The organism is Micromonospora sp. NPDC005203, from assembly GCF_042872705.1.
In the GTDB taxonomy this organism is placed as follows: Bacteria; Actinomycetota; Actinomycetes; order Mycobacteriales; family Micromonosporaceae; genus Micromonospora.
In genome coordinates this window covers 75,488-96,403 of the sequence record NZ_JBIAKV010000019.1, presented here as the reverse complement: position 1 = coordinate 96,403, position 20,916 = coordinate 75,488, and the positions used below count along the sequence as shown (strand labels likewise).

Here is a 20,916-nt window from a genome sequence, read left to right as displayed (position 1 = left end):
CGGCGGCGGTTGTTCGCTGTGACTGGCTGAAGTTGGTCGCGGCTGGGGGCGGGGTCGGTGGTTGCGGTTGGGGGGGGGGGGGGGGGGGGGGGGGGGGGGGGGGGGGGGGGGGGGGGGGGGGGGGGGGGGGGGGCGGGGGGGGGGGCGGCCGGCGGGGGGGGGGGGGCGGGGGCGCGGTTGGGGGTCTCCCTCCTGGCCGAGGTGGGCCGGGGGTGGGGGGGCCCCGTTGCCCGGGCCCCGGGCGCGGGGGGGGGGGGGCGGGGGGGGGGGCCCCCGCCCCCGCGACAAGAGTCGTCAGGCGAGGGTGCAGGCGGTGCCGTTGAGCGTGAATGCGGACGGCCGCCCGGCGTTCCCGGTGTGGGTGGCCTGGAAGCCGATGTCGACCGAGGCGCTCGGCGCGATCGTCGCGTTGTAGGAGACGTTTCGCGCGGTCACCGCTCCGCTCGACGGGGAGAAGCTGGCGTTCCAGCCGCCGGTGATGGTCTGCCCGCCCGGCAACGTGAACGTCAACGCCCACCCGTTGACGGGGGCGCTGCTGGTGTTGGCCACCGAGACGGACGCGGTGAGCCCGTTGCCCCAGGCGTTGACCGTGTACGTGACGCGGCACGCACCCGACGGCGGCGGCGTGGTGGGTGGCGCGGTGGTCGGCGGCGCGGTGGTGGGTGGCGCGGTGGTGGGTGGCGCGGTGGTCGGCGGCGCGGTGGTCGGCGCCGTGTCGCCGCCGATGCTGCCGGGCACCAACCGGAGTGCGTCGTACCAGGCCACGGCCATCTTGCGATAGCCGGTGGCGTTGGGGTGCACCCCGTCGGCCAGGTCGCTGAGCGTCAGCGCGCGGTACATGTCGACCAGGTGGACGCGCTTGCCGGCGGCGGCCCGGGCCTGCACGATCCCCGGGATCGCCGCGTTGTACCCCCGGACCTGGTTGTCCGCGCCCGACTTCGGGATGATCGTCGCGACGAACACGTCCGCGTTCGGGGCGGTGTTGGTGATCCGGTCGACGAGGGTGGCCAGCCGACCCGGGGCGCCGGACGTGTCGCCGTACATGTCGTTGGTGCCGATGTGCAGCAGCACGGTCCGGGGGTTCGTGGCCCGCAACCAGTTGACGACGTTCGCGTCGATCTGGGCGATGGTCCAACCGGAGTGGCCCTGGTGGTCGTGGTCGCCGAGGCTGGCGGGACCGTTGAACTGGGAGCCGACGAAGTCGATCCGGTAACCACCGGCCGTGAACCGCTGCCAGAGTTCGATCCGGTATCCACCCGCGACGTTGAACCCGTCGGTGATCGAGTCGCCGAGGGGCATCACGCGTACGCCGCCGTTGGATTCCGCGTTCGCCGGAGCGGTCGCGATCGGTACGGCCGCGACCACCGCCGCGACGGCGGCCAGGGCCGCCCACCACAGGCGGGCCCGTCCGGGCCTCGACGTCGGCGCGGTGGTGGTGGGTGGCGGAGGGACGGGGTGGCCGAGCGTTGCACTGCTCATGGGACTTCCTCTGGTGGTGAGGGTGCGCGACGACGACGGCCACCGGGAGGACGGCCGCCGCCAGGACGCGGTACGCGGGGGAGCGGGCTGCGGGGAACGACCAAGAACCCGGACGTCTGCACTGGTGGTCGTGGCGCCGACACTTGTCATCGATGGTCGGGGGTGACGGATCGATGGACGGTGGCGGGGTGTTGCCCTGCACCTCGCCTGACGCACCTTAACGTGGCATCGCCGACACCGGCAAGAGATCGGTGTCCGACTATGAATCGTGGCCCGGGAGTCGTCCGGCCGGGCCGGCCGGGTGCAGCATCGCGCCGAGCCACCGCAGCTGACGCCGAACGTGCACGGCCTCGCCGCCCTCGTGACCGTTGAACGGGTAGACGTGCATCTCGCGCGCGGGCGCAACCGGCGGCCGGGCCACCGCCGCGTACTGGTTGTAGGCGGCGAAGCCGGTGCTCGGCGGGCAGACGGCGTCCCGCAGCCCGATCCCGAAGTGCGCCGGCGCCGTGGCGCGTCGGGCGAAGCTCACCGCGTCGACGTAGGACAGGGTGCGCCACACCGCGTCCTCGGCCTCCCGGTGCACGGCCAGGTAGCGGGCGATCTCGCCGTACGGCGCCGGTTCGCTGAGCTGGACCGCCCGCCGCATGTCGCAGAGGAACGGGGCGGTGGTCAGCACCGCGCCCAGGTCGCCGACCAGGCCGGCGACCGCCAGGGCCAGGCCGCCACCCTGGCTGTTGCCGAGCGCGGCGACCCGGGTGCCGTCGACCCCCGGCAGGGCGCGGACCGCCTCGACCGCCCGGACCGCGTCGGTGATCAGACGTCGGTAGTGGTAGTCGCGCGGGTCGAGGATCCCCCAGGTGGCCGGCCAGGGGCCGCCGGGTGCGTCGTGTGGATCGATGGTGTCGCCGGGAGCGTACTGGCCGGCCTGGCCCCGGTTGTCCATCAGCAGGTGGGCGTACCCGGCTGCGGGCCAGGTCAGTCGCTCGTGGGGCAGACCACGACCACGGCCGTAGCCGGCGTACTCGACGACGGCGGGCAGTGGCTCGGACACCCCGGCCGGGCGGGTGTACCAGGCCCGGACCGGGTCGCCGCCGAAGCCCGCGAACGTGACGTCCCAGGAGTCCAGCAGCCGCAGGTCGGTGGGCTCTGGACGGACGTCGACGAGCACCGGTCGGGCGGACGCCTCGGTGCGGGTGTCGCGCCAGAAGTGGTCGAAGTCGGCGGGTTCGACGATGTCCGGGACGTACCGCTGGAGGTCGTCGAGCAGGGCGGCGGCGTGGGGCACGGGTCCTCGCAGGGGCTCGGGTCAGTGCGGGCTGGCGGGGGGTGCGGTGCTCTCCCGGACGATCAACTCGGTCACCAGGTCGATCCGGCTGGTCGCCGGCTCGTTGCCCCTGGTCAGGTCGAGCAGCATCTGGGTGGCGATGCCCGCCATGTCGCGCAATGGCTGGTTGATCGTGGTGAGGGCCGGGTCGGTCCAGGTGGAGACCGGCAGGTTGTCGTACCCGATCACCGACAGGTCCTCGGGCACTCGCAGGCCGCACTGGCGGGCTGCCCGGAGCACCCCCATGGCCTGGGTGTCGGAGCCGGCGAAGATCGCCGTTGGTCGGGACGGCAGGCGGAGCAGTTCCAGCCCGTGGGCGTGCCCGGCCCCCGCCGAGAAGCTGCCGTAGCGGACCAACTCGCGGTCGACCACGAGCCCGGCCTCCTCGTGGGCCGACTGGAAGCCGGCAGCGCGGGCTCGGCTGCAGAGCACATCGGGCGGCCCGGAGATGATGGCGATCCGCCGGTGCCCCAACTCCAGGAGGTGCCGGGCGGCCAGCAGGCCACCGTTCCAGTTGTTCGAGCCGACGGTGGGTACGGAGGCCGAGGTCGCGCTGTCGGTGTCGACGACGACGAACGGTATGCCCTGACGTCGCAGGTGCTGCTGTTGGGCCTCGGCCAGATGGGACAGGACGAACACCACGCCCAACGGGCGGTCGGCGAGGATCGCGTCCAGCCATCGCGCCGGGGGGCGGTGCGCGCCGTTGAGTTGAGCCACCGACAACCCGATGCCGGCCGCGGCGGTCACCGCCTCGACACCGCGCAGGATCTCCATGGCCCATCCGGTGTCGAACTCGTGGAACACGAGATCGATGCGCCCCCCGCTGGTCGAGGGTCGCCGCGTGCGGCGCTGGTACTGGTGGCGATCGAGGCTCGCCTCGACGCGCGCTCTGGTGCCGGGGGCGACATCGCCACGTCCGTTGAGGACCTTGGAAACCGTGGCCACCGAAACGCCGACGTCGTGGGCGATTGTCGCGATGGTGGTGGAGACGGGTGGATCGAGCGGGCGGTGCTCTGTCATCGCAGCCCCATGCAGCATCCGAAATTTTCGGGAGACCTTAACACGATTGGCCAATCACCTGAGCCGATGCGACAGCTGTTGGGCCCGATCCCGGGTCATGACGGGGCGGATTCGCGACGGAGTGCCGATGATGGACTCACCGTGTGCATGGAGCGTGCCGCCGGAGTCCAGCTGAGACCCTTGACACTCATCGATGGGGCACTTAGGTTGCCGAAAAGGTTGCGCAGGCTTCCGGAAAGTTTCGGATCGGTCGAACGTCCGCCACGGAACTGGTTCCACCAGGGCTCGGGGATGTGGCCGGAGCTAAGGGGTCATGGCATGAGAAGTCAGTTGCCCGTGCACGGCGACGCCGCGCCGTGGCGCGATCCGCGGCTGTCGCCGACCGAGCGGGCCGAGGCGCTCCTGCCGTTGATGACACTGGAAGAGAAGATCGCGCAACTCGTCGGCGTCTGGGTCGGCGCGGACGCCTCCGGCGAGGGCGTCGCCCCACACCAGTCCGACATGATCAGCGAGCTTCCGCCGTGGAACAGCCTCATCGAGTACGGGTTGGGCCAGCTCACCCGGCCGTTCGGCACCGCGCCGGTCGACCCGGTCGTCGGCGCCCGGTCGCTCGCCGCCTCCCAGGCGCAGATCGTCGCCGCCAGCCGGTTCGGCATCCCGGCCCAGGTGCACGAGGAGTGCCTCACCGGGTTCGCGGCCTGGCGGGCCACCGTCTACCCGACCCCGCTGAGCTGGGGCGCGTCCTTCGACCCCGACCTGGTCGAGGCGATGGCCGACCGGATCGGGCGCTCCATGCGCGCCGCGGGCGTGCACCAGGGACTCGCGCCGGTCCTCGACGTCACCCGCGACTACCGCTGGGGGCGCGTCGAGGAGACGATCGGCGAAGACCCCTACCTGGTGGGGACGACAGGCGCCGCGTACGTGCGAGGGCTGGAGGGCGCCGGAATCGTCGCCACCCTCAAACACTTCGCCGGCTACTCCGCCTCTCGCGGCGGGCGCAACCACGCGCCGGTGCCGATGGGTCGTCGGGAGCTGACCGACGTGATCCTGCCGCCGTTCGAGATGGCCCTTCGCCTCGGCGGCGCGCGCTCGGTGATGAACTCCTACGCCGAGATCGACGGCCTGCCCGCCGCCGCCGACGAGGAACTGCTGACCGGTCTTCTCCGCGACGAGTGGGGTTTCTCCGGCGTCGTCGTCGCCGACTACTTCGCCGTCCGCTTCCTGGAGACCCTGCACCGAGTCGCCGCCGACGCCGCCGACGCCGCCCGGCTCGCCCTGCGGGCCGGGATCGACGTCGAGTTGCCCACCGTGGACGCCTTCGGCGCCCCGCTGGTCGAGGCGGTCCGCCACGGCGACGTCGACGAAGCGCTGATCGACCGGGCGCTGCGGCGGGTGCTGATCCAGAAGATCGAGGTCGGCCTGCTCGACGAGGACTGGCAGGTGCTCCCCGACGACGTGGCGAACCTGCGACTCGACGACGAGGTCAGCCAGGACGTGGCCGTGCGCCTGGCCCGGGAGTCCGTCGTGCTGCTGCGCAACAGCGGCGTCCTCCCGCTGGCCGTCGGCAGCCGGGTCGCCCTGATCGGCCCGGTCGCCGACGACCCGATGGCCATGCTGGGCTGCTACTCGTTCCCCAACCACGTGGGCATCCACCACAGCGAGCACGGCCTCGGCCTGGAGATCCCCTCGCTGCGCGACGAGCTGGCCCGACGCGTCCCCCTGCTCAGCCACGAGCCGGGCTGCGCCATCACCGGCGAGGACACCGCAGGCATTCCGGCCGCGGTCGCCGCGGCGGCCGCCGCCGACGTGTGCGTGCTCGCCGTCGGTGACCGGGCGGGAATGTTCGGCCGGGGCACCTCCGGCGAGGGGTGCGACGCCGTCGATCTGCGGCTGCCCGGCGTCCAGGCCGACCTCGTCCGCGCCGTCCTGGCCACCGGCACCCCGGTCGTCCTGGTGCTGATGACCGGTCGCCCCTACGCGCTCGGCCCGGAGGTCGACACCGCGGCGGCCGTGGTGCAGGCGTTCTTCCTCGGGCAACTCGGCGGGCAGGCGCTCGCCGAGGTGCTCACCGGCGCGGTGAACCCGTCCGGGCGGTTGCCGGTAAGCGTTCCCCGCGACGCCGGTGGCCTGCCGAGCACCTACCTGGCGCCGCCGCTCGGTCGCCGCACCCAGGTCTCCTCGGTCGACCCCACCCCGGCGTACCCGTTCGGCCACGGGCTGAGCTACACCACCTTCGAGTGGTCCGACGCCACCGTGGTCGGTGCGGCCGACGAGACGCCGGCGGCCTGGCCGGTGGACGGCGAGGCGCGGGTACGGATCACCGTCACCAACACCGGTGACCGGGCCGGCACCGAGGTGGTGCAGCTCTACCTGCACGATCCGGTCGCGCAGACCACCCGCCCGGTGGTCCGGCTGGTCGGCTACACCCGACTGCCGCTGGCACCCGGCGAGGCGGCCCACGTGACGTTCGGCGTACCCGCCGACCTGGCCTCGTTCTGCGGACTGTCCGGCCGGCGGATCGTCGAGCCCGGCGACGTGGAGCTGCGCTTCGGCCGGTCGAGCGGCGACGTGGCGGCCACCCTGCCGCTGCGGCTGACCGGCGTCGAGCGCCAGGTCGGCCACCACCGGGACCTGCTCACGTCGGTGCGGGTGGAGCCCCTCGTGGCCGTCCCGCATCCCGCCTAGGAGGGGCCGAGGATGACATCGACCTTACGGCCACCGCCGCCGGCGCCACCCCGGTCACCGGCGCAGGCGGCCAGCCCCGCCCCGCGGGCGCCGCGACGCCGCCGCAGTTGGCGGCAGTCGCTGCGCCGGGACTGGCAGCTCTACTCCCTGGCCGTCCTGCCGCTGCTGTTCTTCCTGGTCTTCCGCTACCTGCCGATGCTCGGGAACATCATCGCGTTCCGCCGGTTCAAGCCCGGCGGCAACATCTTCGGTGAGTACTGGGTCGGCCTGCGGTACTTCCGGATGTTCCTGAGCGACCCGACGTTCTGGGAGGTCTTCAGCAACACGCTCGTGCTCGGGACGCTGACCCTGCTGTTCTGCTTTCCGTTGCCGATCGTGCTGGCGCTGATGCTCAACGAGGTGCGCGCCCGCCGGTTCAAGCGGTTCGTCCAGTCGGTGTCCTACCTGCCCCACTTCCTGTCGATCGTGATCGTGGCGGCGATGGTCATGCAACTGACCTCGATCGAGGGCTCGGCCAACCAGGTCGTCGGCCTGTTCGGCGGCGACCCGGTGGCGTTCCTGCAGAAACCGGAGTGGTTCCGCACCATCTACGTCTCGTCCGAGGTCTGGCAGACCGTCGGCTGGGGCACCATCCTCTACCTCGCGGCCCTCACCACTATCGACGAGGACCTGTACGAGGCGGCCCGGATCGACGGCGCCAACCGGTGGCGGCAGACCTGGCACGTGACGTTGCCGGGGATCCGGCCGACCATGATGACGCTGCTGATCCTCAACATCGGCAGCTTCCTGGCGGTCGGGTTCGAGAAGATCCTGCTGCTCTACAACCCGCTGACGTACCCGACGGCGGACGTGGTCTCCACCTACCTGTTCCGGATGGGCTTCCAGTCCAGCAACTTCAGCTACGCCGCCGCCATCGGCCTCTTCGAGGCGGTGATCGGGCTGGTGCTGGTCCTGACGGCGAATCTCATCTCCCGGCGCACGGTGGGGACGAGCCTGTGGTGATCCTCGGTACGAAAAGCGACGCCCCGAAGACCCGGGGGCCGGTGGACAGTCGGGGCTACCGGATCTTCCGGATCGTCAACACGGTCGCCCTGGTCGGCGTCGTGATCGTGACGCTGTTCCCGTTCCTCAACATCGTGGCCCGCTCGCTCAGCGAGGAGGCGTACATCATCGCCGGGGAGGTGAGCATCGTCCCGCGCGGGTTCGACCTGACCGCGTACAAGCTGTTGATGTCCGACGGGTTGTTCTGGACGAACTACCGCAACACGGTGGTGTACACGGTGGTCGCCACGCTCATCTCGATCGTGCTGACCACCTGTTACGCGTACGTGCTGTCGAAGCCACAGCTCAAGGGACGCGGCGTCCTGGTCGGCATCGCGCTGTTCACCATGTTCTTCTCCGGCGGCCTGATCCCCAACTACGTGCTGGTCACCAGCCTGGGGATGAAGAACACCATCTGGGCAGTCGTGGTCCCCAACGCCATAAGCGTGTTCAACCTGCTGGTCATGAAGGCGTTCTTCGAGAGCCTGCCCAGCGAGCTGGAGGAGGCCGCGGCCGTCGACGGGCTGAACACGTACGGCATCCTGCTGCGGATCGTGTTGCCGCTGTCGAAGGCGATCATCGCCACGATGGTGCTCTTCTACGCGGTGTCCTTCTGGAACTCGTGGTTCGCCGCGTTCCTCTACATGGACCAGCAGGACCTGCTGCCGGTCACGGTCTACCTGCGCAATCTCATCGCGGGCGCCACCAGCGCCGAGTCTGCCGCCGCCGACGCCGACAAGGTCCAGGCCGCGGCCACCCTGCAGGCCGTGACGATCGTGCTGACCACCCTGCCGATCCTGGCGGTCTACCCCTTCGTCCAACGGTACTTCGTCCGCGGCGTGATGCTCGGCGCGGTCAAGGGGTGACGCCGACGCCACACCGATCCACATTCGAATCCCCACCACCGAAAGGACGAGCCATGCTCCACAAGACGTGGCGCCGGGTGGCGATAGCCACTGCGGGTCTGCTCGCGCTCACCCTCAGCACCGCCTGTTCCGAGGACCCCGGCGAGTCGACGGACCTCTCGGAGAACAAGGTCGGGGCGATGGCCAGCTACGGCGTCGGCGACCAGTTCAAGGCCACCGAGGCGCTCTCCTTCTCCACCCTCTACAACAACCACACGTTCTATCCGCTCAAGGAGGACTGGGCGTTCTGGGCGGAGCTGACCAAGCGGACCAATGTCAAGATCGACCCGGTCGCCGTGCCGCTGAGCGACTACGAGCAGAAGCGCAGCCTGCTGATTGGCGCCGGGGACGCCCCGCTGATCATCCCGAAGACGTACCACCCGCAGGAGGACGCGTTCGTGTCCTCCGGGGCGATCCTCCCGGTGAGCGACTACCTGGATCTGATGCCCAACCTGAAGGACAAGATCACCAAGTGGAACCTCAAGCCGGAGATCGACAACCTGCGACAGGCCGACGGTAAGTTCTACCTGCTGCCCGGCCTGCACGAGAAGCCCACGCAGGACTACACGGTGCTGGTGCGCACCGACATCATGCAGGAGCTCAACCTCCCCGTCCCGAAGACCTGGGACGACCTCTACACGGTGCTCAAGGCGATGAAGGCGAAGTACCCGAACGTCTACCCGTACTCCGACCTCTTCAGCAAGCCCAACCCGACCGGCGCCCTGCTGGGGATCCTCGGCTCGTCGCACGGCACCTACGCGGGCTGGGACTTCCAGCACGCCACCTGGGACCCGACGGCGAAGAAGTTCACCTACACCGGCTCGTCCGAGCAGTACAAGCAGGTGGTCACATTCCTACACAAGCTCGTCGCCGAGGGGCTGCTCGACCCGGAGAGCTTCACCCAGACCGACGACCAGGCCCGCCAGAAGCTCGCCAACGGCAAGTCCTTCGTGGTCACCGGCAACGCGCAGACGCTCGTCAACAACCACCGGCCCGACCTGGCCAAGACCCTGCCGAACGCGAAGATGGCCAAGATCCCGCTGCCGATCGGCCCGTCCGGCGAGGTCAACCCCTTCCCCCGGCTGGAGAACGGCATCATGATCTCCACGAAGGCTCGGGAGAGCAAGAACTTCGTGGCCATGATGCAGTTCATCGACTGGTTGTGGTATTCGGACGCCGGTTTGGAGTTCGCCCGCTGGGGCGTCGAGGGCACCACCTTCACCAAGGACGCGTCCGGCAAGCGCACGCTCGTCCCCGATGTCAGTTTCCTGGGGCTCAACCCGAAGGCGTCCAAGCACCTGCAGAAGGACTTCGGTTTCCAGAACGGCGTCTTCGCCTACGGCGGCGCGCCCGACCTGGTCCGTGGGTTCTTCTCCCCGGAGGAGCTGGAGTTCCAGAAGGTGATGGACGCCCGCAAGCCGCGGGAGGTCCCCCCGCCGCGCCCGTTCACCGATGAGGAACGCGAGCAGGTGTCGCTCTGGGAGACCCCGCTGAAGGACTTCGTCACCCAGAACACGCTCAAGTTCGCCCTCGGCCAGCGGCCCCTCAGCGAGTGGGACGCCTACGTGGCCGAGCTGAAGGCCAAAAACTCCGAGCAGTACATCAACGTGGTCAACAAGGCGTACGAGCGGTTCCAGAAAAACAACGGCTGATCAGCGGGGAGTCCGGTCGTGCGGTCCAGCAGGGCCAACCGACCGGACTCCCCGGCGACCACCGGCCCGGGGCGTGCGTCGACCCGCCCGCCCGCGAGCCGGACGACCAGAGGACGGCAATGCGCAGTTGCGACCCGAGGGGACAGCCGTGAGCGCCGCGCGCACCTGGCAACAGTTCGGCGACGGGCCACTGTCGCGGATCACCTCCCGGGTCTACCTCCTGCTCGTCGTCGAGCTGCTGTTCCTGCTCACCACCCTGCCGGGTCTGCTGCCGATGCTGTTGCTGGGCCGTGACCCCAGCAACCTGCCGCTGGCCGCCGTCCTGCTGGTGCCGGTCGGCCCGGCGCTCTCGGCTGCCCTGTACGCCCTGCGCCACCAACGCAGCGACCTGACCGACCTGCGGCCCGCCACCCTGTTCTGGCGCGGCTACCGGGCCAACCTGTCCGGCGTGCTGCGCGTCTGGGTGCCGACGCTGCTGTGGCTGACCGTGCTCGCCGTGAACCTCGCCTACCGGGGCGCGGTCGGCCTCCCCGGTTGGTGGACCGGGCCGCTGGTCCTGCTCGCGGTGGCTGTGACGCTCTGCGCGGCGAACGCCCTGGTGGTCACCTCGCTGTTCGACTTCCGCACCCGGGACGTACTGCGACTGGCCGTGCACTTCCTGGTGCGTACCCCCGGTGTCACCGTCGGCAACGCGCTGCTGGTGGCCGCGGCGGCCGCGGTCACCGCGGTCTTCTCCGAGGCGGTGCTGGCGATGCTCGCTTCGGTCGCGGTCCTGGCGTTCCTGCGCGTCAGCGACCCGATGGTCCGGCTGATCCAGAAGGATTTCCTCCGGTGAGTCCGCCCGGCACGGTGTCCTTCGGGGACGACGACAACCGAACGTGGGGAAGCTGGCGTACGGTGTCGTCGTGCTGAGGGAGGATCGATGAACGCCGAAGAATGGGTGGACCTGGAGCAACTGATGTTCGTCGAGGAGCCGCTGGACCCGGACGAGCCACGCGTACACCCGGCCTGGCTGCCACCGGAGGCTTTTCGAACCCTCGGCGCGCGCCGCGTTCTCGTCCACGGGGACGGGTTGCTCGTCGACACCGTGCTCGACGAGGTGTCGCGGGCCTGCGCGCGCTACGGCGGGCGGGTGTGGCACAACCCCTCCTGGGACGTCGACGTCGACCTGGTGCTCGCCCTGCGGGGCGCGGGCGAGCTGCCCGGCCCGGCGGTGGAGGCGGCACGTGCCGGGGCCGGCGACGGGACGCTCGGCACGGAGGGGTTCCTGCTGACCCACGCCGGTCCGGTGACCGTGGTGCTGGCCGACGCGCCGGCCGGCCTGCTGTACGGGCTCTTCCACGTGGTCCGGCTCTGCGCGGCGGCCTTCGACCCGACCCGCCCGCCGGAGCGGCACCGGCCCGCGCTGCGCCGGCGGATGCTGAACCACTGGGACAACGTGGCCGTGCACCCGGTGATGGGCCAGGTCGAACGGGGCTACTCGGGCGGCTCGATCTTCTGGCAGGACGGCCGGTCGCGCCGCGACCTGGCGCGCATCCGCGAGTACGGACGACTCCTGGCCGCGAGCGGTGTCAACGCCATCACGGTGAACAACGTCAACGTCGCCCGTACGGAGGCGCTGCTGCTCACCGACCGGCTCGGCGACGTGGCCGAGATCGCCGACGTGCTGCGCCCGTACGGCATCCGGGTGCACCTGTCGGTCACCTTCGCCGCGCCGATGGTCCTCGGTGGCCTGTCGACCGCCGACCCGCTGGACGAGAAGGTGCGGGGCTGGTGGGCGGAGACCACCCGCAACGTCTACGACCGTGTTCCCGACTTCGGCGGCTACGTGGTGAAAGCCGACTCGGAGGGGCAACCCGGCCCGTTCACCTACGGGCGCGACCACGCCGACGGGGCCAACCTGCTGGCGGACGCGCTCGCCCCGCACGGGGGAGTCGTGCACTGGCGGGCGTTCGTCTACAACCACCACCAGGACTGGCGGGACCGGTCGACCGACCGGGCACGCGCCGCGTACGACCACTTCGCCGCACTCGACGGGCGGTTCCGCATCAACGTGATCCTCCAGGTCAAGTACGGTCCGGTGGACTTCCAGACCCGCGAGCCGGTCTCCCCGGTGATCGCCGCGATGCCCGCCACCCGACTGGCGGTGGAGTTGCAGGTCACGCAGGAATACACCGGCCAGCAGCGACACATCTGTCACCTCGGCCCCTGGTGGAGTGAGGTGCTGCGCTTCGCCCCCTGGGGGCCGGGCGGACGCTCGGTGGCCGACGTGGTGGCGGGGGCTGCGGGCGCCGGCGGTGGCCTCGTCGCGGTCGCCAACACCGGCGACGACAGGTTCTGGACCGGGCACCCGTTGGCGCAGGCCAACCTGTACTCGTTCGGGCGGCTCGCCTGGAATCCGGAGCTGGACCCGACGGCGGTCCTCGACGAATGGATGACGCTGACCTTCCCGCCGTCCGCCACCGCCGACCCGGCCCTGGTGCGGCGGACGCTACACGAGATCATGGACGACTCGTGGCGCACCTACGAGCGCTACACCGCGCCGTTGGGCGTTGGCTTCATGGTCAACCCCGATGGCCACTACGGCCCCGGCGTCGACGGGTACGAGTACTCGCGGTGGGGCACCTACCACTTCGCCGACCGCGACGGTGTGGGCGTGGACCGCAGCCGCGCGTCGGGCACCGGCTTCGCCGGCCAGTACCCGCCGTACTGGGCCGAGGTGTACGAGACTCCGGAGACCTGCCCCGACGAGCTGCTGCTCTTCTTCCACCATGTGCCGTACCGGCACGTCCTGCGGAGCGGATCAACTGTCATTCAGCACATCTACGACACGCACTTCGCCGGTGTCGAGGAGGTGGCGGCGATGCGCCGCAGGTGGCAGACGCTGAACGGGATGATCGACCCAGCCGTGTACGAGCGGGTGGCCGAACGCCTCGACGAGCAGGTGCGGTCCGCCACCGAGTGGCGCGACCAGATCAACACGTACTTCTTCCGCAAGTCCGGGGTGCCGGACGAGCGGGGGCGGCGCATCCACTGAACCCGCCGGGCGACGGCCCCGTGGTCACCAGGGGTGGACCGTGCCGTCCTCCAGCCGGTTCACCGGCAGGTACGCCGGCGAGTACGGGTAACGGGCCGCCGCCTCCTCGTCGATGTCCACCCCGAGACCTGGTGTCTCGGCCGGGTGCAGGTAGCCGTCGGCGAAGTGGTAGCCGTGCGGGAACACCTCGTCGGTCTGCTCGGTGTGCCGCATGTATTCCTGCAGGCCGAAGTTGGGGATGGAGATGTCGAGCTGTAGCGCGGCGGCCATGCAGACGGGGGAGAGGTCGGTGGCGCCGTGTGATCCGCTGCGGACGTGGTGCAACGCCGCGAGGTCGAAGATGCGACGCAGGTGGGTGATCCCGCCGGCGTGCACCACGGTGGCCCGGATGTAGTCGATGAGCTGTTCCCGGATGAGCTGGGCCGCGTCGAAGATGCTGTTGAACACCTCCCCGACGGCGATCGGGGTGGTGGTGTGCTGCCGGATCAGCCGGAAGCCCTCCTGGAGGTCGGCGGGGACCGGGTCCTCCATCCAGGTCAGCGCGTGGGGCTCCAGGCTGCGGCCGAGCCGGGCCGCCTCGATCGGGGTGAGCCGGTGGTGCACGTCGTGCAGCAGCCGCAGCGTCGGGCCGAACTCGTCGCGTACCTGGGCGAACACCTTCGGCACGTGCGCCAGGTAACGGGGGGTCGACCAGGTCGCCTCGCTGGGCAACGCCGCGTCCGCCGGCTCGTAGAAGAACTTGTCGGTGCTGACCCCGTACGTCTTGGGTAGCCCCGGCACCCCACACTGCACCCGGACCGCCCGGTAGCCGAGGTCGACGTAACGGGCGACCTCCACCAGCACGTCCTCGACGGTCTCGCCGTTGGCGTGGCCGTACACGGTGACGCCCTCGCGCGACCGTCCACCGAGCAGTCGGTAGACCGGCAGGCCGGCGACCTTGCCCAAGATGTCCCACAGCGCCGTGTCCACGGCGGCGATGGCGCTCATCGTGACCGGGCCGCGCCGCCAGTACGCCCCCTGGTACAGGTACTGCCAGGTGTCCTCGATGCGGGCCGGGTCCCGGCCGATCAGCAGGGGTGCCACGTGGTCGCGCAGGTACGAGGCGACGGCCAACTCCCGGCCGTTGAGGGTGGCGTCCCCGACCCCGGTCACCCCCTCGTCGGTGACGATCTTGAGAGTGACGAAGTTGCGGCCCGGACAGGTCAGGATGACCCGGGCATCGACAATCCTCACTTAATCTCCTTCGTGCCCGCGGGCGTCGTCGGCGGACGCGCATCGAGGGGCGGGAGGCAGGTGAAAGTCCGGCACGTTTCGAGAACCTCCCGATAATAGCCCGCGAGCCGCCGCCGACGGGCGGACCCGCCCGTGCGAAGGGTTGCGCAGGTGAACCCGGAATCCGTTGCAGCGAAAGGTTTCCGGAAGTCTTGACAATCGAGGAGTCTCGATCGAAGCTGACTTCGTCACGCGAGCCGCGGTCAGGGTCGGGCGAAGGGCAGTCCTCGACTTCAGTCCCCTTCCACGCGCCTATCTCCCGAGGGATCGCGATCGATGACACTCAAGACAAGGCTGCTCGGTGCCGCCATGGCGGCCCTGACGCTGGCCGCCGCCGCGCTGACCGTCGCCACCCCGGCGTCGGCGGCGACGCTGACCCAGGTGACCGGTTTCGGCACCAACCCCACAAACCTTCAGATGCACCTGTACGTCCCGGACCGGGTGGCCACCCGACCGGCGATCCTGCTGGCCCTGCACTACTGCACCGGGTCGGGTCCGGCATTCCACTCCGGCACCCAGTACGCGTCCCTCGCGGACCGGTACGGATTCATCGTGATCTACCCGTCGGTGACCCGCAGCAGCAAGTGCTGGGACGTCGCCTCACCGCAGGCCCTGCGCCGTGGCGGAGGCAGCGACCCCGTCGGGCTCATGTCGATGGTCGACCACGTACGGCAGCGCTACGCCGCCGACCCGACGCGGATCTTCGCCACCGGCACCTCGTCCGGAGCGATGATGACGAACGTCATGCTCGGTGACTACCCGGACGTGTTCGCGGCGGGCGCCTCCTTCGCCGGGGTGCCGTTCGGCTGCTTCGCCACCGGGGGCAGCTCCGAGTGGAACAGCGAGTGCGCGAACGGGCAGCTCATCAGGACCCCGCAGCAGTGGGGGGACCTGGTCCGTGGGGCGTACCCGGGCTACACCGGCCAGCGGCCACGCATGCAGATCTGGCACGGCACCAACGACGAGACGCTGCGCTACCCGAACTTCGGCGAGCAGGTCAAGCAGTGGACGAACGTGCACGGGCTGAGTCAGACCCCGACGTACACCGACTCGCCGCAGTCCGGCCACACCCGCACCCGGTACGGCAGCAGCGGCCCGATGGCACCGGTCGAGGCGATCAGCATGCAGGGTGTCACGCACAACCTGCCGGTCGACGCCGCGCAGGTCATCCGCTTCTTCGGGCTGGACGGCAGCACGCCGCCCACCACCCCACCCCCGACGACTCCGCCGCCCACCACCCCACCCCCGACGACTCCGCCGCCCACCACCCCACCCCCGACCACGCCGCCGCCGAGCGTGGGCGCCTGCCGGGTCGGCTACGCGGTCAACGCCTGGAACAACGGGCTCACCGCGAGCGTGAGCATCACCAACACCGGCACGGCCGCCGTGAACGGCTGGGCGCTGGCCTTCACCCTGCCCAGCGGGCAGGTCATCACCGGCGGCTGGAACGCGCAGTACTCGCCGACGAGCGGAGCGGTGACCGCCCGCAACGTCTCCTACAACGCCACCATCGCCCCGAACGCCTCGGTCGAGATCGGCTTCCAGGCCACCCACCAGGGCGGCACCGGCACACCCTCGTCGTTCGCCCTCAACGGGGCCACCTGCTCGGTCTCCTGACCGAGCACCACCACCGAGAACGGAGTCCTACGAGATGAGAAACGTCAAATGGAGGGCGGCGTCGAGAGTCGCCCTCGCGCTGACCGGCGCGGGCGCCCTCGCCGCCGGCATGGCACTGGTCCTGGTGACGCCCGCCTCCGCCGGCACCACCCTGGGCGCGTCCGCCGCGGAGAAGGGTCGCTACTTCGGGACGGCGGTTGCCGCGTACAAGCTCTCGGAGAACGCGTACACCACGATTTTGAACCGTGAGTTCAACATGGTGACGCCCGAGAACGAGATGAAGATCGACGCCACCGAGCCGCAGCAGGGTCGGTTCAGTTACAGCTCTTCCGAGCAGATCGTCAACCACGCCCGCAGTCGCGGGATGCAGGTACGTGGTCACACCCTGGCCTGGCACGGCCAGCAGCCGGGGTGGATGCAGGGCATGGAGGGCACCGCGCTGCGCAACGCGATGCTCAACCACATCACGCAGGTGGCGACCCACTTCCGGGGGCAGATCTATTCCTGGGACGTGGTGAACGAGGCGTTCGCCGACGGCAACTCCGGTGGTCGTCGGGACTCGAACCTGCAGCGCACCGGCAACGACTGGATCGAGGCGGCGTTCCGCGCCGCGCGAGCGGCGGACCCGGGCGCGAAGCTCTGCTACAACGACTACAACACCGACAACTGGACCTGGGCCAAGACGCAGGGCGTCTACAACATGGTGCGGGACTTCAAGGCCCGTGGCGTGCCGATCGACTGCGTGGGTTTCCAGTCGCACTTCAACAACGACTCGCCGTACGCCAGCAACTACCGCACCACGCTGTCGAGCTTCGCGGCGCTCGGTGTGGACGTGCAGATCACCGAGCTGGACATCCAGGGCGCGTCGGCGAACACGTACCGAAGTGTGGTAGAGGACTGCCTGGCAGTAGCCCGCTGCAACGGGATCACGGTGTGGGGCATCCGCGACAGTGACTCGTGGCGGGCCTCGCAGACGCCGCTGCTGTTCAACAGCAACGGCTCCAAGAAGCCGGCGTACGACGCGGTCCTCGCCGCGCTGAACAACGGCACCGCGCCGCCCACGACAGCCCCGCCCACGAGCGTCCCGCCGACCACGGCACCTCCCACCACGGCCCCGCCGACCACCGCGCCGCCCACCACGGCCCCGCCGACCACTCCTCCGCCGGGGCAGGGTGGCTGCACCGCGACGGTGACGGTGAACCAGTGGACCGGCGGCTTCGTGGCGAGCGTCCGGGTGACGGCCGGCTCGTCGGCTCTCAACGGCTGGACCGTGACGATCACGTTGCCGTCCGGCGCGACGGTCACCAACGCCTGGAGCGCCAACCCCAGCGGTAACACCGGCACGACCAACTGGACGAACGTGTCCTACAACGGCCAGGTCGGCGCCGGGCAGTCCACCGAGTTCGGCTTCCAGGGCACCGGCACCGCCGGCAGCCTCAGCCCCACCTGCGCCGCCAGCTAAAGGCCACCCACCCCACCCACCCCACCCACCCACCCACCCCACCCACCCACCCACCCACCCCACCCACCCACCCACCCACCCCACCCACCCACCCTCGCCCCCACCCTCGTGATCAAGAGGTTTGCGTCACGAGACCCGCGTCAGATGACGCAAACCTCTTGATCACCGGGGCCGAGGCGGGGTGGGGCGGGTGGGCGCGCAGGGTTGGGGGGTCTCACCGCGGGCCTACCGATACCTCTCTCCTCCAGCCTTCGACGTGCGGGCACGGTGCGGGCAGCACCGACATCGCGACCATGACGTGCGCGTGGCGTTGTCGCGCCCAACCCGCACGGCCGCCTTGATCAGGTGTGATGTCCTGGCTGGTCCCGGACATAAGCCCGATAGGGGGTGCTGTGGACGTGGTGGAGGAGCGGTTCACCGAGTTGTACAGGCGTCATCACGACGACGTGTGGCGGTACGTGGCGCGTCGGGTCATCGGGTCCGACGTCAGTGACGTGGTCGCCGAGGTGTTCCTGGTGGCATGGCGTCGCCTGGCCGACGTGCCGCCCGCCTCGGTGCTGCCGTGGCTCTACGGCGTGGCCCGGCTGGTACTGGCCAACGAGGCGAGGGGGCGACAGCGGTGGCGGGAGTTGACGCTGCGGGTCGCGGCCGAGCCGGGCCGGTCGGTGGAGGACGACCATGCCGACGAGGTGATCAGCCAGCGGGACGTCGTGACCGCCTTCGCTCAGGTGTCCGATGCGGACCAGGAGATCCTGCGGTTGGTGGCCTGGGAGCGGCTGACCCCGACCGAGGCGGCGGTGGTGCTCGGGTGCACGAGAGCGACGTTCGCGATGCGGTTGATGCGTGCCCGCCGTCGACTGCGGGCGCGCTTGGATGTGACCGCTGACGGCACGAGCCAACCATCGGCCGAGACGCCGTCGATGACCGTGGGTGGGTGACATGAAGACCCTCGATGACGTACGCCGGTTGTTGGGCGACCTCGACCCGGCGCGCGACCTTGTTCCCGTCGACGAGCAGCGTCAGGCCGCGGACCTCGCCCGAATCCTCGCCACGGATCGTGCGCCGTCCGCCGGTCGTCGTGTCCTCCCGCGACGCCGCTACGTGCTGGCGGCCGGCGCGGCGGCGCTGGCGTTGGCAGCCGGGGTCGTCACGCTTGAGACGGTGCGGGAGCCGCAGCCGGTGTGGGCCCTCACCCCGGCGATGCTGACCTACGGCCCGGCGTTGACCACGGAACGGGCCGATGTCCGGCTGCGCCGCCTGGCCGAGGTGGCGGCCGCGCAGCCGGCGCCACCGAGGCCGGCGGGCACGGTGGAGCACCTGGAGTCGGCGAACTGGTTTCTCAACTCCTCGATCTCCGGCGGCCGGACGACGTCCGCGGTCGTACCGCAGCAGTGGCGGTCGTGGCGAACCGACGAGGACGCTGGCCGGATGGTGAAGAAGGAACTGCCGCCGGTCTTCCGCTCCGATGCCGACCGGAAGGAGTGGCAGCGGCGTGGCGGCCGGGTCGACTCGTCACGGGAGACGACCGACTACGCCGCTGGTGAGTTCACCCCGGGTTGGCCGGGCCCGGCGCCGACGGACGTCGCGACGCTGCGGGAGTGGTTGGACGCGGGCAGCCCACCCGAGGAGCCGGTGCAGTATCTGGAGGACGTCGCCGAGTTGGCCGGGGTGCGGCTGCTGAACCCGGCACAACGGGCCACGGCGCTGCGGCTGCTGGCCGACCTCCCGGGCATCACCGTGACCGGGACCGTCACCGACCGGGCCGGCCGCGCCGGTGAGGCGTACTCGATCAGCTCCAAGGCCCATGGGCTGCCCGTCCAGTACACGGTCATCATCGACCCCGACTCGGGTGTGCTGCTCGGCTACGAGGAGGTGCTGACCACGACGGCGGGCAGGTTGAACGTGACGATCCCCGCGGTGATCACCTACCGAACGTATCTGGTCGCGGAGTTTGCCCCGTGGCCAGGCTGAACGGGGTCAGCCGTCGATGCGGGTGATGTTGCGGATCTTGTTGGACGCGTCCAGGGCGGCCACCTTGTACGCCTCGGCCAGCGTCGGATAGTTGAACACCGCGTCGATGAGGTAGTCGATCGTGCCACCGCAGCCCATCACCGCCTGCCCGATGTGGACGATCTCGGTGGCGGCGGTGCCGAACACGTGCACCCCGAGCAGCCGGCCGTCCTCGGGGGAGACCAGCAGCTTGAGCATGCCGTACGAGTCACCGACGATCTGACCTCGGGCCAGCTCCCGGTAACGCGCGATGCCGACCTCGAACGGAGTCGAGGTGTCGGTGAGCTGCGCCTCGGTCTGCCCGACGAAGCTGATCTCCGGGATGGTGTAGATGCCGATCGGTTGCAGGCCGTGCATCTCCCGGATCGGTTCGCCGCAGGCGTGCTGTGCCGCCAGCCGGCCCTGCTCCATCGAGGTGGACGCGAGCGCGGGAAAGCCGATCACGTCGCCCACGGCGTAGATGTTGTCCACCGCCGTGCGGTAGTTGGCGTCCACCTTGATCCGGCCGCGTCGGTCCGCCTCCAACCCGGCCGCCCCCAGGGCCAGGTCGTCGGTCTGACCCTGCCGACCGGCCGAGTACATGACCGTGTCCGCGACGATCTTCTTGCCGCTCTTGAGGATGCACAGCGCGGCGGTCTGGTGCTTCTCCACGGCGGCGACCTCCTCGCCGAAGCGGAACGCCACGGACAGGTCGCGCAGATGGTATTTGAGCGACTCGATCACCTCGTCGTCGCAGAAGTCGAGCATCCTCTCGCGGCGCTCCACCACCGTCACCTTGGTGCCGAGCGCGGCGAACATCGACGCGTACTCCATGCCGATCACGCCGGCGCCGACCACGACCATGCTGCGCGGGACGGCCTGGAGGTTGATGACGCCGTCGGAGTCCACGATCGTCCGGTCGTCGAAGTCGACGCTGTCCGGGCGGGCCGGCCGGGTGCCCGCCGCGATGATGATTTTGTCGAAGGTCACCTTCGACTCGCGGCCGGAGTCGCTGTCGACCCAGATCGAGTGCGCGTCCGCGAAGCGCCCGGTGCCGGTGATCAGCGCGACCCGGTTGCGGGCCAGTTGATTGAGAATGACGTCGGTCTGCCGGGTGATCACGTGTTGGGTCCGGGCCGCCAGGTCGCTGACCGTGATCTCTTCCTTGACCCGGTAGTTGCTGCCGTAGAGGTCTCGCTGGCTCAGCCCGGTCAGATAGAGGACGGCCTCGCGCAGCGTCTTGGAGGGGACCGTGCCGGTGTTGATGCACACCCCACCGATCATGTCGCGGCGGTCGACGATGCCGACCCGCCTGCCGAGCTTGGCGGCAGCGATCGCGGCCTTCTGACCGCTGGGTCCGGAGCCCAGCACCAACAGGTCGTAGTCATACACAACCGCTAGCGTCGCAAGATGTCGCGACTGGCGCCAGACCC

General features: G+C 70.2%; 15 protein-coding genes. 10 read left to right on the top strand and 5 right to left on the bottom strand.

Annotated features, from left to right (window positions below; translation table 11 throughout):
• Window positions 1-294: 294 nt before the first annotated feature.
• From ACFYPM_RS29715 to ACFYPM_RS29705, 3 genes are all read right to left on the bottom strand, one after another.
• On the bottom strand, window positions 295-1,479 hold the full coding sequence (locus ACFYPM_RS29715) for a cellulose binding domain-containing protein (protein ID WP_387203887.1): 1,185 nt from the start codon (window positions 1,477-1,479) through the stop codon (window positions 295-297).
• Window positions 1,480-1,738: 259 nt separating this feature from the next.
• Window positions 1,739-2,764: an acetylxylan esterase gene (locus ACFYPM_RS29710; RefSeq protein WP_387203884.1), complete on the bottom strand. Its 1,026-nt coding sequence runs from the start codon at window positions 2,762-2,764 to the stop codon at window positions 1,739-1,741.
• Between the two features lie 21 nt (window positions 2,765-2,785).
• Complete coding sequence (locus ACFYPM_RS29705) at window positions 2,786-3,823, bottom strand: LacI family DNA-binding transcriptional regulator (RefSeq protein ID WP_387203881.1); 1,038 nt, start codon at window positions 3,821-3,823, stop codon at window positions 2,786-2,788.
• A 318-nt stretch (window positions 3,824-4,141) separates the two neighbouring features.
• Between ACFYPM_RS29705 and ACFYPM_RS29700 the strand changes: the two genes are divergently transcribed.
• The 6 genes from ACFYPM_RS29700 to ACFYPM_RS29675 all read left to right on the top strand — a co-directional run bounded on the left by ACFYPM_RS29700 (window position 4,142) and on the right by ACFYPM_RS29675 (window position 13,143).
• Entirely contained in the window at window positions 4,142-6,508 is a 2,367-nt protein-coding gene (locus ACFYPM_RS29700) for a glycoside hydrolase family 3 N-terminal domain-containing protein (protein ID WP_387203878.1), read from the top strand.
• 12 nt (window positions 6,509-6,520) lie between these two features.
• Window positions 6,521-7,510 (top strand): ABC transporter permease, encoded by a 990-nt coding sequence (locus ACFYPM_RS29695; protein ID WP_387203874.1) that lies wholly within the window; start codon window positions 6,521-6,523, stop codon window positions 7,508-7,510.
• Complete coding sequence (locus tag ACFYPM_RS29690; protein ID WP_387203871.1) at window positions 7,507-8,415, top strand: carbohydrate ABC transporter permease; 909 nt, start codon at window positions 7,507-7,509, stop codon at window positions 8,413-8,415. Before ACFYPM_RS29695 ends, ACFYPM_RS29690 begins: the two co-directional genes overlap by 4 nt.
• Window positions 8,416-8,468: 53 nt before the next feature.
• A complete protein-coding gene (locus ACFYPM_RS29685; RefSeq protein ID WP_387203868.1) occupies window positions 8,469-10,106 on the top strand; it encodes an extracellular solute-binding protein in 1,638 nt (545 codons plus the stop codon).
• A gap of 148 nt (window positions 10,107-10,254) precedes the next feature.
• A complete protein-coding gene (locus ACFYPM_RS29680; protein ID WP_387203866.1) occupies window positions 10,255-10,941 on the top strand; it encodes a DUF624 domain-containing protein in 687 nt (228 codons plus the stop codon).
• 87 nt (window positions 10,942-11,028) lie between these two features.
• Window positions 11,029-13,143: an alpha-glucuronidase gene (locus tag ACFYPM_RS29675; protein WP_387203863.1), complete on the top strand. Its 2,115-nt coding sequence runs from the start codon at window positions 11,029-11,031 to the stop codon at window positions 13,141-13,143.
• Between the two features lie 24 nt (window positions 13,144-13,167).
• Here ACFYPM_RS29675 and manD read toward each other — a convergent pair whose 3' ends face one another.
• A complete protein-coding gene (gene manD / locus ACFYPM_RS29670) occupies window positions 13,168-14,376 on the bottom strand; it encodes a D-mannonate dehydratase ManD (protein WP_387203860.1) in 1,209 nt (402 codons plus the stop codon).
• A 315-nt stretch (window positions 14,377-14,691) separates the two neighbouring features.
• Between manD and ACFYPM_RS29665 the strand changes: the two genes are divergently transcribed.
• The 4 genes from ACFYPM_RS29665 to ACFYPM_RS29650 all read left to right on the top strand — a co-directional run bounded on the left by ACFYPM_RS29665 (window position 14,692) and on the right by ACFYPM_RS29650 (window position 19,465).
• Complete coding sequence (locus tag ACFYPM_RS29665; RefSeq protein WP_387203857.1) at window positions 14,692-16,032, top strand: PHB depolymerase family esterase; 1,341 nt, start codon at window positions 14,692-14,694, stop codon at window positions 16,030-16,032.
• Window positions 16,033-16,066: 34 nt separating this feature from the next.
• A complete protein-coding gene (locus ACFYPM_RS29660) occupies window positions 16,067-17,494 on the top strand; it encodes an endo-1,4-beta-xylanase (protein WP_387203854.1) in 1,428 nt (475 codons plus the stop codon).
• Between the two features lie 392 nt (window positions 17,495-17,886).
• Window positions 17,887-18,432, top strand: a complete 546-nt coding sequence (locus tag ACFYPM_RS29655; protein WP_387203851.1) for an RNA polymerase sigma factor — start codon at window positions 17,887-17,889, stop codon at window positions 18,430-18,432.
• A gap of 1 nt (window position 18,433) precedes the next feature.
• Window positions 18,434-19,465 (top strand): CU044_5270 family protein, encoded by a 1,032-nt coding sequence (locus ACFYPM_RS29650; RefSeq protein WP_387203848.1) that lies wholly within the window; start codon window positions 18,434-18,436, stop codon window positions 19,463-19,465.
• A 6-nt stretch (window positions 19,466-19,471) separates the two neighbouring features.
• On the opposite strand, the gene sthA is transcribed toward ACFYPM_RS29650, so the two are convergent.
• Window positions 19,472-20,875, bottom strand: a complete 1,404-nt coding sequence (gene sthA, locus ACFYPM_RS29645; RefSeq protein WP_387203846.1) for a Si-specific NAD(P)(+) transhydrogenase — start codon at window positions 20,873-20,875, stop codon at window positions 19,472-19,474.
• Between the last annotated feature and the right edge of the window lie 41 nt (window positions 20,876-20,916).